12 protein-coding genes are annotated in these 16743 nt (G+C 36.4%); all 12 read right to left on the bottom strand.

The window, feature by feature from the left end; all coding sequences use genetic code 11:
- A partial coding sequence (locus tag Q0L00_RS11495; protein ID WP_297337024.1) for a hypothetical protein occupies positions 1-619 on the bottom strand: 619 nt, incomplete at its 3' end.
- A gap of 14 nt (positions 620-633) precedes the next feature.
- Complete coding sequence (asnB, locus tag Q0L00_RS11500; protein WP_297337025.1) at positions 634-2598, bottom strand: asparagine synthase (glutamine-hydrolyzing); 1965 nt, start codon at positions 2596-2598, stop codon at positions 634-636.
- The gene (locus Q0L00_RS11505; RefSeq protein ID WP_297337026.1) at positions 2598-3821 is read right to left on the bottom strand and encodes a hypothetical protein; all 1224 of its coding nucleotides are present in this window, start codon (positions 3819-3821) and stop codon (positions 2598-2600) included. The genes asnB (Q0L00_RS11500) and Q0L00_RS11505 overlap by 1 nt, the downstream gene beginning before the upstream one ends.
- 2 nt (positions 3822-3823) lie before the next feature.
- Positions 3824-4999, bottom strand: a complete 1176-nt coding sequence (locus Q0L00_RS11510; protein ID WP_297337027.1) for a glycosyltransferase — start codon at positions 4997-4999, stop codon at positions 3824-3826.
- 44 nt (positions 5000-5043) lie between these two features.
- Positions 5044-6906 (bottom strand): asparagine synthase (glutamine-hydrolyzing), encoded by a 1863-nt coding sequence (gene asnB / locus Q0L00_RS11515; protein ID WP_297337028.1) that lies wholly within the window; start codon positions 6904-6906, stop codon positions 5044-5046.
- Positions 6907-6915: 9 nt separating this feature from the next.
- Entirely contained in the window at positions 6916-7863 is a 948-nt protein-coding gene (locus Q0L00_RS11520; RefSeq protein ID WP_297337029.1) for a glycosyltransferase, read from the bottom strand.
- Positions 7850-9109 (bottom strand): ABC transporter ATP-binding protein, encoded by a 1260-nt coding sequence (locus Q0L00_RS11525; protein WP_297337030.1) that lies wholly within the window; start codon positions 9107-9109, stop codon positions 7850-7852. The genes Q0L00_RS11520 and Q0L00_RS11525 overlap by 14 nt, the downstream gene beginning before the upstream one ends.
- 30 nt (positions 9110-9139) lie before the next feature.
- On the bottom strand, positions 9140-10000 hold the full coding sequence (locus tag Q0L00_RS11530; RefSeq protein ID WP_297337031.1) for an ABC transporter permease: 861 nt from the start codon (positions 9998-10000) through the stop codon (positions 9140-9142).
- Between the two features lie 281 nt (positions 10001-10281).
- Positions 10282-12630, bottom strand: a complete 2349-nt coding sequence (locus tag Q0L00_RS11535; RefSeq protein ID WP_297337032.1) for a polysaccharide biosynthesis tyrosine autokinase — start codon at positions 12628-12630, stop codon at positions 10282-10284.
- A gap of 1 nt (position 12631) precedes the next feature.
- Positions 12632-13459: a polysaccharide biosynthesis/export family protein gene (locus tag Q0L00_RS11540; RefSeq protein ID WP_297337033.1), complete on the bottom strand. Its 828-nt coding sequence runs from the start codon at positions 13457-13459 to the stop codon at positions 12632-12634.
- 48 nt (positions 13460-13507) lie between these two features.
- Positions 13508-14812 (bottom strand): nucleotide sugar dehydrogenase, encoded by a 1305-nt coding sequence (locus Q0L00_RS11545; RefSeq protein ID WP_297337034.1) that lies wholly within the window; start codon positions 14810-14812, stop codon positions 13508-13510.
- A 230-nt stretch (positions 14813-15042) separates the two neighbouring features.
- Complete coding sequence (locus tag Q0L00_RS11550; protein WP_297337035.1) at positions 15043-16740, bottom strand: capsule assembly Wzi family protein; 1698 nt, start codon at positions 16738-16740, stop codon at positions 15043-15045.
- Positions 16741-16743 lie beyond the last annotated feature (3 nt).

Here is a 16743-nt window from a genome sequence, read left to right on the forward strand (position 1 = left end):
CTTTGGCATAGATATATTCTGATTCGGACTGAACAATTAACTTCCGTTTTTTGGTATAAACCTGCTCAAAAAATGTTCTGGTAAAGCTTTGTTTTTTATAGGATTCTGGAACAATAATAGGGATGGTTCCCTCTGGATCAAAATTATCCAATGCCCTTAATTGAGTCAGCCCATCGATTAAAAAATGATAATAATTTTGCCAACCAAAACGAATACTAGCAGCGCTATCAATATATCGTGTTTTAGACGCTTTTTTTAAAAATTTGAAGGTACTGGGGCGTCTTTTGATTTGATCCCAAGGATCAACTGAATAGGGAAAGGAATACTTAAAGATTTTAAGTGAGGATGGAATGACCCAACCAAAATCAGGGTCAAGCCATACATTCTCTGCCTTAAAACGGTAAGATGAAAAGTTATCCAACATGAAGGAATAGCCTCCTTTGGTAATCTTTTTACTATCCAGATCCGGATAAAACCAATTCAGGTTCGCTAAATTAGTTTCAAATTTTTCCTCAATAATGTTGAGGCTCTGGGATACGATCTTCCATAAAGAATTATCAATGTAGGGCGTAATTATCCTAGCCTGAAGTCGATCACGAAAATTATATTTTCTAGCCATCTTGGATAATTAAATCAGGATTGCTCACTAGTATAATTCCTTTGCATTTGATTATACCAAAGCTTGAAGTTTAATATCCGCCAAGGACCATATTCAAAAGGAATTTTTGATTGACCGATTAGATGAACATAATCCTTCACCTTTTCGGTATTAAAGAATTCTGAATTAAGCCGATCAATAGGAAGATTAATCATCGCATCAAACCATTCTTTTCCTTCTGTTTTCAGCCAAGCTTCCTCATTTGATACAAATCCCATTTTATCCTTTCGGTCTAGAATTTGGTCTGGAACAGATCCTCGAAGAGCCGCACGAAGAATGGTTTTGCGCTCTCCCTTCCCATAAATGAATTCTTCTGGTAAACCTAGACTAAACTCGATCAGCCTATAATCCATAAATGGAGTCCGACTTTCAACCGAAAAAGCCATACTATTTCTGTCCTCATACCTAAGCAATGCAGGCAATGGGGCAATCCTAATTTGATTCGCCAAATTTTGAGTTAAATCGGTGGCTTTCCAATCGTAATCGGAAAAATCATCATGCTTCAACCAATCTTGTTTTGACCCATAGGAATAATTAAACTTCTTTGGAAAAATACGTGCAACTTTAGAGGGGATCAAATTTATCAAACCGCCAAGCAAAAACCCCTTCGGGAAATGACCTGTTGACTTTTTGTAAACCATTGACTCAGCAATAATTCTGGAAAACCTTCCTTTTTTTAATAATCCTGAATATAAAAATAAATCGTTCCCTCCATATCCTGCTAACTGCTCATCAGCACCTTGCCCATCAATCATTACAATCAACCCCGCTTTTTTTGCAGCTTGGAAAACTTTCCATTGTGCAAATTGCGATGAACTTCCAAACGGGTAGTCCATATGCCAAATCAAGGTATCCAACTCAGATTTTAGCATTTCAAAATCAGGAAAAGTCTGATGACTTTTTGCACCTACTTTTTGATTGACTATTTGGGCATATTTTGTCTCATCGAATTGAGGAATTCTACTCGAAGAGGTTACCGTTTGAAGGGTAATATCAGGATTTTGACCCTCCTTGAGAATTTCATCCATCAAACAAACCACTGCGCTACTGTCAAGTCCCCCACTCAAGGCACTTCCTACAGGGACATCTGACCTAAGCCTTAATCTTACTGCATCTTTTAAAAGAAACTTGAATTGTTCTTTCGCCTCTTGGAAAGATCCTTTGAACGGGCTAGGAGTTAGGGAATACCATTTATGGTCGTCCACTTTTCTTTCAGACATGTCGAATGAAAAAAACTGACCCGGCATGACCTGTTTAATTTGATTTTCGAACGTGTATTCGGAATGATCCAAAAAACCATAACGAAGGTATTGATAGGCTATTCTATGGTTCAGACTAAACTTGTATCCGGGTAGAATTCGGAGTTGCTTGACTTCTGAGGAAAAGGCAATAAAGTTTTCATTTTCAAAAAAGTAAAGCGGTTTAACTCCAAACCGATCTCTAACTGCAAAAACTTTTTTGATTTTACTATCGAAAATCAAAAATGCAAACATCCCATTAAATTGGTTCAAACAATTCGGACCCCATTCATCCCAAGCCTGAAGAATTACTTCTGTATCAGTTTGCGTTTGAAAGCTCCTACCTAATAACTTCAGCTTATTTCTGACTTCGATGTAATTATAAACTTCACCATTGAAACAAATACTCAGGTTGTTGAAAACCATGGGTTGATGGCCCTGGGGACTCAAATCCAAAATAGACAACCTCCTATGCCCAAAGGCAAGCTGAAAAGTATCTGAGTCCTTTAACTGTGGAAGTCCATGAAATTTAATGGATTCGGAAGAGGTTTCTTCATCTGCCAAAATCCGAACTCCAAGATCATTCGACCAGAGTAAATATCCTGAATCATCTGGGCCTCTATGCCTAATTACTTGGCAAACTTGACGTAATGGAATTTGCTGGTGCTTCTCTTTAAAAATAATTCCAAATATTCCGCACATTAGTTTTGATTTAAAATCTGGTGATAGTGGTATCGATGCCTAGAAATCATTTGTTCCCAAGTCAGTTTTTTGGCAGATTCCACGGCCAATAGAGATCGTTGATTTCTTGAGGTGGTGCTTAACCAAGAAAGGATTTCCTCAGCAATTTTCTCCATAGGATTTCCTTCAAATTCTTTTTCTAAAATTCCTGGATGATCCGAAATGGAAAGTCCACTCAAATCCGTTTGTGCCAAAACTGGTACTCCTGCTGCCAAATATTCACCAACTTTAACCGGTTGAGCAACTTGATTTACCAAATTTCTTTTTCGGATTAACAAACCTAAATCCACGTCTTTTAAATAATTCTGTACCAGCTTTTGATCAACTGAAAAAATCTCAAACTTCTCTTCCTCCCAAGCAAATCTTGAAATAATTTTTCTGAGCTCATCTGGCTGATGAGTAATAAACCGAAGCTTTACTTGTGAATTGAGCCTAATCAAACAGTCCATAAATGGCAGTACCAAATCTGGCAAATGTTGATAGGGAGCAGTCCCACCTAAATATCCGATCAAAAGTTGATCAGATGAGTTCTTTGAAGTGTTAGTTGAAATTGAATTTTCCGGGATTGCGCAAGGTACTGTCCAGCTGTTTTTCTCAAATCCAGACAATTTTTTAATCACTCTTCCTAACTCTGCTGACACGGTGCTTAAGCCATCCGCATAGTTTAGGTTTTGGTTCATTTGAGAAACTAGTAAAGCTGCTGAAGGGTCAGTAAGGAGTTCTTTCTCGTTAAAAACTACTTTATTTTTATTAAGCAAAAACTCCGCTGGCCAAAGCCCTCGAATATCAGCTACAAACCTATCCTGAGGATAGTTGGATTTAATTTTTAAAAATTGGGAGATCAAGTCGTCTCCTCTAAAATGGAAAATCACTGGTGATTGCCCCAATGATTTTCTAAAATAGAACATTAATTGAGTTTGCGGGAAATTAGCTAAGCGGTCGGCCCCGCCTAGTATTCGAATCGGGAGACTTGGAAAAGTTATCCTTAAATCCTTTAAATAACTGTTGAAATAAGAATCCCAATAAACTCGAAATGGAACTACAATCCAAACCTCTACTACCCTGGGACTATCTTCTCCCTTGATGGATTGTTGAATGGCTGCCTGTTCAAATAACTGGACCCGAACCAAGGGAGTCCGATATTCTTGATAGGATAGAACATGAACCAGATTATAATTCTTCACGTTCAAATAGCTAAAAAATTAAGTAATCGGGATGCATTTTTTTTATAATTCCCCACTTTTTTTTCCACCCAATATCGACTATCTGGCTTTTCAATAGATAGCCACTTGAGTTGATCCAATATTCCATCAACTAAGGCTAACTGATTTTTTGCGGGAACTAAACTTACTGATTTAGCAGATTCAAAAATTTCACGGTGCCCACCTACATCGGTTAAAACCAAAGGCAGATTAGTTGCTGCAGCTTCTAGCGCTACATTTGCCAAGCCCTCATTATAGGATGGAAGCACAAATAAATCTGCAGCTTGGTAAATCTCTGCCAATTCGGAGTGGGGAATTTGACCTAATAATTCCAGTTTATCCTCCATTCCTCGCTCCTTTGCCAAGGCCGCCAAATCTAATTTATCTGGAAAATTTCTTGTGACCGTAACGGCTTTGAGTTGAAGACTTGGATTAATGGATACCAAAATTTTAAAGGCATCCAACAGCTCAATCCACCCCTTTAATTTTACTGGAGTGGCCACACATAGCACTTGAATGTGATTTGGATCCCATCTGAATTTTTCTTTTAGGAGTAGTTTCGCCGGAGTACTTACTGGAAAAAACTTTACTAAGTCAACCCCATTGTATACCACCTCAATTTTTCTGGATTTTTTAGCCCCAAGCAGAGCTTGCGCATCCTGTCCCAGTTGATAGCTGTTGGCCAGGAGTAAATCAGCATGATGGTAAACTTCCTTGAGGTGATTGAATAATACGCTGTTGGACAATGGCCACTCGTGGATATCATCTCCTCTGCAAAAGGCAGCTAAAGGAAGGTTTAATTTTTGTTTTAGTAAAATACCAATCCAAGAGGTTTCCGTCCAAAAATGGGAAATGATCCAATCAAAGGGTTTTATTTCTTTATGGTTATTCAAATAGTTTAAAATCGAATTTGCCTCTCGTTCATAGGGATCTTCATTAAACCATCTTGAAGGCATTTTTATTAAAACCGGTACTTGATGGACTTGCACACCTTCAACATCGGATAAAAAATTAGATTTCAACTCATACCCTTCTCTCCAATAAGGATGAAACCGATGAAAGCCTAGTGGTGGATACCAGTTATAGGTTAGGATGACATGGCAGGAATGCCCTAAATCCTGGAGGGCTTTAATTTGTTGATGAATGAATATCCCATTCATCGGAGCAGATTTTCGCGGGTAATTTGGAGTTAAAAAAAGAAAATTCAATTCTTTTTAAAATAGTTGGCTAAGGATACCAAGCCAAATGCTTGAGAGGCATTAAAATCACCTTTTTTAATTGCAGTTTGAAATGCAATTAATTTTTCTGAATTCATAAAATCAAGGCTTTTTAAAAATTCAATTTCTTGCCCTAATCGAATATTGGTCTTATCATCTTGGGAGATCATTTTCTTTAAAGGTGCATTAAATCCCGTTTTTCCCCGTTCACCAAGATCGGCACCTAAATACTTTGTTACTAATTTTCGTAGAGGAAGTTTCCCATTTAAATCAGATCTTTTGAACTTGGAAGGAATTTCCATGGCTAATTCAACGAGTCGGTGATCAAGAAATGGGACCCTCCCTTCAATTCCTTGATGCATGGTCATTCGATCTACTTTAAAAAGCATTTCATCAACAAGACTTGTTTTTAAATCAACAAACAGCATCTTGTTAATTAGATCCTCATTATCGTACTCATTCCAGATTGATCCCATGCGATTGATATAGCGAAATGGATCAATTTTTTTTTCTAAACTAGCATCTAGAAAACTAGATTGAAATGGACCATAATTTAAATTTAATCGATCTGAATATTTAAAATGACTTGGGCGACCCAATTCTTCAAAAGCCTGATTCAAGGACTCTTTAGCAGTGAGTTTATAGCCCATTTTAAAAAAAAATTTTTGAACTTCAAGAGGCAGAAAATTAACATAAGGAGTAGGTGGAAAATGGCTATGCCTTGCATAACCAGCAAACAATTCATCGGCACCATCCCCTGACAACACAACTTTTACATGAGATTTTGCCATATTCGATATTCGAGATAAGGACAAGGCACTGGAAATCCCGAAAGGCTGATCCAAATATTTAAAGTGAATATCTAATCCATCAAAAAAATCAGAGGCTAGGTTAAATTTATGAAACTCACTATTTATTTTGCCTGCAGTTCTTTCCGCTATAATACTTTCATCCTCGGGTTCTCCTTCAAATCCAGCAGAAAAAGTAGGTATATTTTGATGTGAATTGGCAGCATAATATGAAATTAACGAGGAATCAATTCCTGCAGATAAAAATGAGCCTACGCTTACATCGGCTATCAAATGATCCTTTACAACTCTATTAAGTAAATCATCAATTGATTCAGTAACTTCATCGACACTTTTAAAGTTGTAATTTAATTTCTTAGGTAAATCCCAATAGCGCCATTCTTTTGAAACTCCATGTTGATCTATTTGCAAATAGTTACCCGGGGAAAGTGATTTAATTGATTCATAAATGGTATTGGGCTCAGGGACGTAACCCAAATTAAAATATTCAAAAAGCGAAGAATAGTCAATCTGATCAGAAACTAAGTCACTTTTTACCAAGGGATTTACTTCTGAAGCGAAAGAGAAAAATGAATTAGAAGCACTGTAATACAAAGGTTTAATTCCCATCCGATCTCTAGCCAGAATCAATTTGTTCACACTCTTGTCGTAAAGAGCAAAAGCAAACATACCTACCAGGGAATTCAAGGTAGATTCTATATCGCCTTTCTTTTCCTCGTAAAGATGCAAGATTACTTCACAATCCGAATGAGAACTGAATTGATGACCTAACCCTACCAGTCTTTTTCTGATTTCTAAAAAATTATAAATCTCCCCATTACAGATTAAAATCAAAGTCCCATCCTCATTAAATAAAGGCTGGGTACCATTTTCAGACAAATCAATGATTGAAAGTCTATTATGTACCAAACCAACAGAATCATCCAAATAAGTTGAATGTCCATCAGGCCCTCTGTGATCCAGCAAACTCCTCAATAATGACGTTGATTTAACAACATCTAGCTTTTTTGAAAAATTATAAAATCCTGAAATTCCGCACATACGTGAATACTAAATTGACACCAGAGGTTTAAAAATTTTTGCAAGATAGAATAAAACAAAATTTCGTAGTCGAATAAAAATATGATGGAATACGACCTTATTTTCTCCCTCTTTTAGTAAAACCCATGACCCATTCAAAAAGTCAAGAATTCCATAATTATCGAGTGAGATTTTTATTTTGTAATTCAATTGCTCAAAGAAGAGTTGTTTTTTTATTATTCTTAATTGAGTTTCAGTATACTCTCCACAGATCCTCGCTTCCTTTGAAAATTTAATCATCTGATTAACGTAATAAGACAGCCTTCTTTGAGACATCAACGAACTAGGGATAAACCGATAATAGGTCAACGGTTCATTAATATAGGACCAGGCTCCCATTTTATTTGCAATTCTTGACCACAAGAAGTAATCCTCTACTCCGTTCAAATTCGTATTAAACCCTCCCATTTCCAGAATTACCCTCCTTTTGATCGAAACGGTAGAAGTGCCAATTGGATTTCCTTTAATTAGCATATTAAAATCATGAGGCAAATCGTTTTGAACTTCAACTATCGTACTCGAAATATCAGAACCGAATTTTATAAATGCATGATGGATGGCGAATGCCTCCGGGTTCTGATTGATAAAATCATTTATTCGTTGAAGTTTTTCAGGGACGAAATAATCATCACAATCCAAAAAAACAACCCACTCACCCTTCGCTCTTTCTAATGCCAAATTTCTCGAGGAAGATACCCCTGTACCGAGCGATTGGTCTTTTTGAAAAAATTCCCCAACTAATTCTAATTCCCTTTTTAAGGAAAGGGCATAGTCATAGGAACCATCTGCACTATTATCATCTACGAAAATGACTTCGTAATCTTGAAATAATTGATTTTTAAGCGATAATAAGCATTCCCTAAGGTAGTCCCTTCCATTGTAACAAGGAATAATTATCGAATATTTAGGATCCTTCATACGTGCAGTCAAAATCCAAATTTATCCGGATTGTTCCTGGAGGAGTATTAAACAAACTACCTAATAAAGTATGCGTATTCTCCACTTCAAACACACATAATTCATTAATTGTAAGCAAGGAATATTGTCTATTATGCCCAAAAATTAATTTAAAGGAATAAAAACCTGCATTCAAAAGTTTACCCGGAATTTTACCTTTTAATCTGTACAACCCAAGTCGAGAATCAGAACTGGGAGCAAATTCAAAGGCCTGATGAAAAACAATACTCCCATCCATCATCTTTAATTCCAAGGTCACATCTTGTGTTCGATTAGGAATTAGATTTTCAAATAACATTTCAAAAAATATAGGAGTGTCACAAGTAATGGCATTCCCTCCACCCTGAGGATATATTTTGAAATCGTTTAATCGAATATTCTCATTTATAACCGGGAAAGAAATTTTAAAATCACTTGAACTCAGACTTCCTTGATAGGAATTAATAATTTCCGCGACCGGCCCGGATTCAGTTAATCTCCCATTTTTAAGTAAAATTCCTGTGGAACAAAGTTCTTGTACAGCAGTTAGGTTATGGCTCACAAACAATACCGTTCGCCCAGATTTGGAAAGATCTCCCATTTTCCCTAGACATTTTCGTTGAAATTCCACATCCCCTACCGCCAAAACTTCATCGACAATGAGAATCTCGGATTCCAAATGAGCAGCCACTGCAAAGGCAAGTCTTACATACATTCCCGAAGAATATCGCTTTACCGGCGTATCCACGTATTTCGCGACCCCAGAAAATTCGACAATTTCATCAAACTTACGTTTAATCTCATGTTTCTTCATTCCTAGGATCGCTCCATTTAAAAAAATATTTTCTCTTCCAGTAAGTTCAGGGTGAAAACCAGTACCCACCTCTAAAAGGGATGCTATTCTTCCTTTGACATTAACATATCCTGTTGAGGGCAGGGTAACTCTACTTAAGATTTTTAACAAGGTACTCTTACCAGCGCCATTTCTTCCTATGATTCCTAAAACATCTCCTTCATTTACCTCAAAAGAAATATCATTTAAGGCCCAAGCGTACCCACTTGTGTCAGTGCTTGTTCGATCATTCTCTGATCCAATTATTGAAAAGGGATCTTCTTTACCACGAACTTTGGAAATCCAACGCTGTACATCGTGGGATAAGGTTCCGGTTCCAATTTCACCTAACTTGTAAAGTTTACTTACCTTATCTGCTTTTATAACTGGTCTCACGTAATTTTCTTAATAGTATTTATTACAGAATTATACCGTATCAATAAATGACTTTTCAATTTTATTAAAAATTAAAGCCCCAAGACTTAATATAAATACCGTAAACCCAGTACTGTAAGCGAGCCATAACCAAGAAAAAATCCCTGAGCCTAAAAAGGCGTATTTAAACCCTTCCAAAATACTGGTCAAGGGATTAAACCAGAGTATTTGTTGATATTCAGGGGAAAGTGAGCTCATGGGGTAAATCACTGGGGAGGCATACATCAATAATTGAACGCCGAATGTAATCAGAAAGGTTAAATCTCTATATTTGGTAGTTAAAGCGCTACTTATCAGTCCAAAACCAAGCCCAAGGCCTCCCATTAACACAAGTAAAAGTGGCACAAAAACAATATGATAATTTGGAGATATCTCTGAACCTCTAATGAGGAAAACGATAAAAACAGCTAAAAATAGACCAAACTGAATTCCAAATTTCATTAAATTACTAATCACCTTACTTAAGGGAAGAATTAATCTAGGGAAATACACTTTCCCAAAAATAGTGGCATTTTCCGTAAAGGTTTTTGAGGTTTGAGTGAGCAACTCATTAAAATAATTCCAAATCGTAATACCGGATAAATAAAATAAAATCTGAGGTACTCCATCCGTGCTAATTCCTGCAAGATTTCCAAAGACAAACATGAAAGTAATGGTCGTTAAAATGGGTTGAATAAAAAACCACAAGGGACCTAGAATTGTCTGCTTGTAAACTGTTATGATATCCCGCTTTACAAAAAGAAATAATAAGTCTCTATAACTCCATACTTCCCGTAATCCTAAACGAAATGGTGATTCCGAGGATTGGATTTTAAAATCCCAATCGAATTGTTCTTCTTTTTCTTCTATCATCTAATTTTTTCGAATACCAGGAGTACAAATATTAAATTATGCCTAGTAGAATTAGGGGGGACTAAAAATTAGTAATGAACAAGAGGTGATTTCCCGACATTTTTATGGGCCATAACCTAAGCATACTAGTCAAACAGATGAATCTTTTAATGGTTAGGTATTACCACTCCCATAAAAGTCTCCAAACTAGAACCTATTCCTCAAATTGAGTCTAAGTAAAAAGTGGGGACTTATTTAAACACCCTGAGAAGGTAACCTTCTCCTTGGCCATTTTGGATAATTTATACTTTATCATCATCATAGTAGCCATAGCCGTAGCCATAAGTATACCCGTAGCCATAGGAAACTTTTTTACCATCTACCCCATTGAAAACTCCATAGATATTCTTTATCCCGTTTTTCCCTTTTAAACCGTTTAAGGCATCTACAAATGAGCGTTGGGAAAAATTCTGACGGAAAACAAAAAGGGTTAGATCTACATGGGCCAAAAGATCTAAGGTCTCACTAACTAATCCAACTGGAGGTGTATCCAAAATAATCACTTCATATTGACTTTTCAATTGATCTAATAACTGAGAAAAGCGCTCAGTGAAAAGTAATTCTGCAGGATTAGGTGGCGTAGGCCCTGAAACAAGAACGTCTAAATTTTCGTATTGCGTTTTTTTAATAATCTTGGACAAATCACTTTCCTGCTCACTTAGGTAAGTAGATAGACCCACGTCATTTTTCAGTTTAAAATCATCAAAGATCTTGGGCTTTCTCATGTCACAGCCTATCAAGACCGTTTTCTTTCCAGTCAAGGAATAAACCGAGGCTAAATTCATCGAACAAAAAGTTTTTCCTTCACCTGATATGGTAGAGGTCACCATCATGGTTAGTTGCTTATCGGCAGGTAAAATAAATTTAATGTTGGCCCTTAAAGATCTAAATCCTTCTGCTATCCCTGATTTTCCTTGCTCAAAAACTACCAAATTACTTTTTCGTTTGTTAAACAAAATCGTAGATAAGACAGGAACTTTCAATTTATTTTCCAAATAAGAAACGTCCTCGATTTTGGTTCTCAAAAACTCTCTTAGAAACACAAAGCCAATTGGCAGCATCAATCCTAAGAAAATTGAAATAATCATATTCTTAGCAAACTGAGGTTTAATTTGCTGTAAGGTAGAAGCCGGCTCAATAATTTTATTATCGGCTTTATTGGAAGCCTTCGTAATAGCAGCTTCCGCCCTTCGCTCCATCAAAAAAGTATAAAGACCCTCAGTCAAATCAAACTGTCTCCTAAACCTAATTAAGTTTTGTTCGGTCTCAGGAAGATTTCTAAAAGAGGATTCTATTCCTTCAATTCTTTTCTTTAAATCTTCTATTAAGAACTTGGAGTTTGTATCAACATTCGTTAAGGCTTCTCTTATAGATTCATTCAATTCTCGAATCTTTCGATCCGCTTCAATTACAATAGGAGACTCAGAGGTATTGGTTGCCAATAACTCTGATTTTCGGTTTTGAAGGGCTATTAAATTTGTAATCAAGGTATTTAGAATCGGGTCCTCAATACCTAAACCGGAAGGTACCACCAACTCTCTGTAATTCTCCCCTACTAAATAATCTCTTAATTTGCTGTAATAGGATCTTTTAAATTCCTCTTGACGGAGTTGTGTCTCATATTCCATCAACTGTTCATAGACCAAAGTACCTTCATTCTCCAGATCATAAATTTTATTATCCGAACGAAAGGATTGTAGTTGGCTTTCAAATAACCTTAAGGAATCGGCAACTCCTGCAACTTGTGAATCGATAAAATCCACTGTGCTTGCAGAAATTTCATTCTTTTCTCTTAATTCAATGTCTAAATAGTTCTGCATTAAATTATTCAGATAAATCTCTCCTTTAGCGGGGTTTGAAGTTTCTAAAGAAAGATTAAGAATGGAGGCATTCCTATCTAATCGTTGGATTTGTAATTTCCCTGAGTATTCCCAAACCAAAGAATTTAAATCCCTAAGCTTGATGAAAATTTCTCCTGACTCCTCTATTCCAGTTTTCTCAACTTTAATTTTAATATTATCTGTTTCGACCCAATCACCAAATTTAAAGGACTCTGGCTCGGGTATAATCGAAAGTGGAAAAACATTACCATCCGGAAGTATTTTTTGATAATTATCCTCCTCAAATGATAGCGTATAATTTTCCGAATCTTTCCAAGATAATTTGATTAGAGAATTTATCAATTGGGGTGATTTCCAATCAACCTCTACCAATACCGGAATATTTTTGTAGAGTTCATTATAGATGTAAGTTCCCTCTTGGTAATATTCGACATCAAAATCAAGTTTTTGAAGCGTTGTTCGGGTAATCGGCTTCGACTTAATAATGATCACCTCATTTTGAAGCCCTACATTTCCAGAATTGATAATATTGGGAGAATCAAAAAGCGATAATCCTGATTCTTTCTCTTTGATAAAAAATAAACTTGACACCTTGAATATCGGTGTCGTATACTTTGTCCAAAAGTATCCTCCTACAGAAAAAAGAAAGACAGAAAGTAAAATATACGGCCAAATCCTTAAGATTTTGGGAATAATGGTTTTTAAATCTAAAAAATTAGATTCTTTAAATTCGAATTCTTCTCCTTCCATCTTAATTGTTTGTCAACGTAATAATAAGTGCAATCGTGGATATAGCAGTGGTAAGAAAAGTTAAAGTCTGCAACACATTGGAACCAGTCCCGATTTCTCTAACTTTTAAAGGTTCTGCGTACAATACATCATTGGGTTTAATAAAATAAAACTCAGAATTCAAAATATTCCGATCATTCAAATCTAATTTATGAACCTTCGAGCCCTCTGGGTATTGTCTAATTAAAACAATTTCATCTCTTTTAGCTAAAATACTCAAATCACCTGCCGTGGCAATAGCTTCGAAAATTGTTGCTCGATTCTGAAGAATAGCCTGTTTTCCTGGATTATTAAATTCACCTAAGGCACTGAATCTGATTCCTCCCAATCTTACTCTTACAAAATAATTTCCTGGAGTTACAAAACGTTCGATTCTTTCTTCTATTAATTGCTTTGCTTCTTTAAGATCTTTTCCAAGAAGGTTAATTTCACCTACCAAGGGTAATTCGACATATCCATCTTCATCTAGGGAATAGCCGTTAATAAAAAAAACATCTCCACCGTTTTGTCCTCCCATCATTCCTCCATTCACATTTTCGGAGCCTGAAATTTGCAAAAGCCGATTTAAATTTTCGTCTTTTGTGGTCATTTGGATATCTACAATATCATTTGGCTGAAGTTGATATTCCACCGAATTGTATGGGAAATTCTCAGAGGTACTTACTAAAGCCCCTGATTCACCCTTTTCTTGCAGGTAAATAACTTTCTTATTAGACACACAGGATGAAAGGAAAAAAATGAAAATTAGGACTACACAAAATATTTCTGTGCATTTTTTGATGAAATTCATAACTATTTAGTGATTTAAGCCGCTCAAAATTAAAAACATTTTATTCGATCACAATCTTGCATCTATAAATTCTTTGTTCAAAATCCCTTTTACATCGTAAACCACATTCATGGTTGATTTTCTAATTGGAAGGTTTTGAAAATCCTTATGGGCAACAGCAAGAATGATGGCAGAGTAATGGTCAAGATTGATTCCGCTTTCTTTTGAAAGGATTTCAATTCCATATTCATGTCTTACTTCCAATGGATTAGCCCATGGATCGTAAACATCCACCTCCATATCGAAGGATCGTAATTCCTTATATATATCAATTACTCGGGTATTTCTCACATCAGGACAGTCCTCTTTGAAAGTAAAGCCCAAAATTAGCACCTTTGAATCAATCACTTTGAGATCTTTTCGCATCATCAACTTGATTACTTCAGTCGCTACATGTTTCCCCATACTGTCATTCAGCCTTCTTCCAGCAAGAATTATCTCGGGATGGTACCCCACTTCTTGAGCTTTTTGTGCAAGATAAAAAGGATCCACTCCAATACAATGACCTCCGACTAATCCAGGCTTGAATTTCAGGAAGTTCCACTTGGTTCCAGCGGCTTCCAAAACCTCTTGGGTATCAATCCCCAGCAAATTAAAGATTTTTGAAAGCTCATTGACAAAGGCAATATTTATGTCACGCTGGGAGTTTTCAATTACTTTTGCAGCTTCTGCTACTTTGATTGAAGACGCTTTATGCGTTCCGGCAATAATGACAGTTTTATAGAGTTGATCCACATATTCGGCTACTTCAGGAGTACTTCCTGAAGTTACTTTTAGGATTTTGGAGACTGTATGCTCCTTATCTCCAGGATTGATCCTTTCGGGGGAATACCCCACAAAAAAGTCTTCATTAAACTTTAAACCGGAAGTCCTTTCCAATACAGGTACACATTCTTCTTCTGTTACCCCTGGATAAACAGTAGATTCGTAAATTACTACATCACCTTTCTTTAGATATTTACCAATATTCTCTGACGCTTTGAGCATAGGGGTCAATACAGGGCGGTTGTGTTTATCCGTTGGAGTGGGTACGGTTACAATGAAAATGGAACAATCCTCCAAAAAATCTGAGTCATTGGTATTATAAAGGCCCACTTCTCCTACTTTTAGATTTCTTTTGGAAAGGACACCTTGCAAAAGCCCATCCTCAACTTCAAGTGTGAAATCATGGCCTTCCTTTAAGCTCTTGACACGTTCCTGATCTATATCGAAACCTATCACAGGGAATTTCTTTGCAAACTCTACTGCTAATGGTAGTCCAACATATCCAAGACCAATGATGGCAATTTTTGACTCATTTAATGGTTTAAGCATAACCTGGTTAAATAAAATTCGGTAAATAAACTAATAGCTTCGCCCTTTCAGTCCCAAGACTTAGCTCTAGATAATCACATTTAATTGATTGTAAGATTCTTATAAAATCCATTGTAGCAAGGATGGTGTAATACTTTTTGAAGGTAATAAAAAGTGAGTACCAAAATTGCTCAGAAATCAATTGTTGGCAAAACTAATGGATTTTTGGTGAAATAAAATCTTAAAATAAGCTAGTTTTTATGGAGGGGATAAATCAGATTAAACTGAGCAAATAAGGCTGTTTTATGAGTTCCTGAGGAAAAATCATTGGTTGACAGCTCATTGGATTCCCATTGGTAATTTGAACTTCGGATCAGTTGTATTTTGGAGCTGAGTAATAGGCGATTCCATTGATGATTCCAAAGTAATCCCAGACTGAGGTCAATCCAAGGCTTTTTTTCTGAGTTTTGACCAAATGCTCGATAAAAGAAATCTTGGTGATTTGCAAGACGCTCTAAAACTATCCCCTTTTTATTTAATCCATCAATCAGACTGACTTCTATAGTCTGTACATTTGAGCCTATCCCGGATCCGACTCCCAATGGCTGACCCTGGTTGCTAAATCCCCGCGCTCTATTGTGGGTATGCCATGCATATCCCCCTAAAAGTCCAGGGTACCGGATGTACCTATTAGTGGAAGATTGAGTATGGGTCATCTCACCACGAATTTGAAAATACCGATCCGCTGATTCAGTACGAATTAATTTATTAAATCCAAGTAAATAGGCTCTGGCATGTTCTGGATTTAAAATTGCCTCTCTCCAATTAAAGGCATGGTCTCTTCTTCCAAATTCCCCATACAATTCAAACCCTTTATTCGGAATTAAGAATCTAAAACTTACCGAGAGTTGCTGATCAAATCCATTGTCATCATATTGAACGGTATTTCCATTTTCGAAAAACCTTTCCTTTTGAAAAGCTTCAAAAACAGGGAAATAATCATTGAATGAATTACCCATAAATTGGGAATAGCGTTGAAAGGTACGCGAGAAGCCAAGGTAAAGACCTTTGATCCACTTCGGTTGGTAGGATATGGAAAGTCCATTTAGGTATTTATAATCTCCGTTAAACTCCTCAAAATACAACTCATTCAACTCGGAATTTTGTGAACCCTCAAAACCGGAATCTTTCAATTTTCCCGAAATTAGTTGACCCTCAAACTTTCCAAGAAAAGTTTTAACCGGTCTTACAGTGTTTAAACTAATGTGAGGAAATCCTTGCGCATTATTAGATAGGGTCAAAGAATTAAATTGACCTGGCCCCCACCAGATATTACGCGTGGAAACGCCAAGTTCAACCGAATGAAATCGGAAAGACAACCCAGACTGCCCCCACCAACTGGTAAAATAACTTCGATCTCCGAATCTTTCAGGTGCATCCCCGAAATTCCAATAATGAAACCTTGCCAATAAGGTTCCTCTGCTAAATTGATCTGAGAAGCCCTGAAAAGGTTTATTTTGAGCCCAGACAATTTCAGGCTGAATCTGAAAATGAATAAATGTAATGTTACCTGCAATGCCTCCGGAAAACAATTGCTGAAAACCCACATTTGGAATCATGGATAAATCTCCCCATCCATAGGGTCGATTGGAATTATATTGAGAAATTGAGCGAAATGGAAGAACAATAAAATTTAAATTTTTCTTTGGTGTTTTTTGAATGGAGTCATTTAAAAAATACGGATTGGAAAGATAAACCGGTCTAATCAAAAGAGAAAAATCGGTTGTCTCTTGATAATTGATTAGTTGATTCCTTCTGAATACTTCTTCATAAACTGGATCTCCAGCAGTGATGTACTGAGCATTAACAAGATGATGGCTAAAGAGATAAAAAATTAGAAGAAAAAACCCCTTTAAACCACAGGCTTTTCCTTCAGAAGAAAATCTCATTGA

Source organism: Algoriphagus sp. (assembly GCF_024305035.1).
Taxonomy (GTDB): Bacteria; Bacteroidota; Bacteroidia; order Cytophagales; family Cyclobacteriaceae; genus Algoriphagus.

What these genes read in the sequence shown, in the direction of transcription:
- Q0L00_RS11520 (WP_297337029.1), bottom strand. Translation starts at nt 7,863, where the DNA reads ATGAAGGATCCTAAATATTCGATAATTATTCCTTGTTACAATGGAAGG.
- asnB (WP_297337028.1), bottom strand. Translation starts at nt 6,906, where the DNA reads ATGTGCGGAATTTCAGGATTTTATAATTTTTCAAAAAAGCTAGATGTT.
- Q0L00_RS11530 (WP_297337031.1), bottom strand. Translation starts at nt 10,000, where the DNA reads ATGATAGAAGAAAAAGAAGAACAATTCGATTGGGATTTTAAAATCCAA.
- Q0L00_RS11540 (WP_297337033.1), bottom strand. Translation starts at nt 13,459, where the DNA reads ATGAATTTCATCAAAAAATGCACAGAAATATTTTGTGTAGTCCTAATT.
- asnB (WP_297337025.1), bottom strand. Translation starts at nt 2,598, where the DNA reads ATGTGCGGAATATTTGGAATTATTTTTAAAGAGAAGCACCAGCAAATT.
- Q0L00_RS11550 (WP_297337035.1), bottom strand. Translation starts at nt 16,740, where the DNA reads ATGAGATTTTCTTCTGAAGGAAAAGCCTGTGGTTTAAAGGGGTTTTTT.
- Q0L00_RS11545 (WP_297337034.1), bottom strand. Translation starts at nt 14,812, where the DNA reads ATGCTTAAACCATTAAATGAGTCAAAAATTGCCATCATTGGTCTTGGA.
- Q0L00_RS11535 (WP_297337032.1), bottom strand. Translation starts at nt 12,630, where the DNA reads ATGGAAGGAGAAGAATTCGAATTTAAAGAATCTAATTTTTTAGATTTA.
- Q0L00_RS11510 (WP_297337027.1), bottom strand. Translation starts at nt 4,999, where the DNA reads ATGAATGGGATATTCATTCATCAACAAATTAAAGCCCTCCAGGATTTA.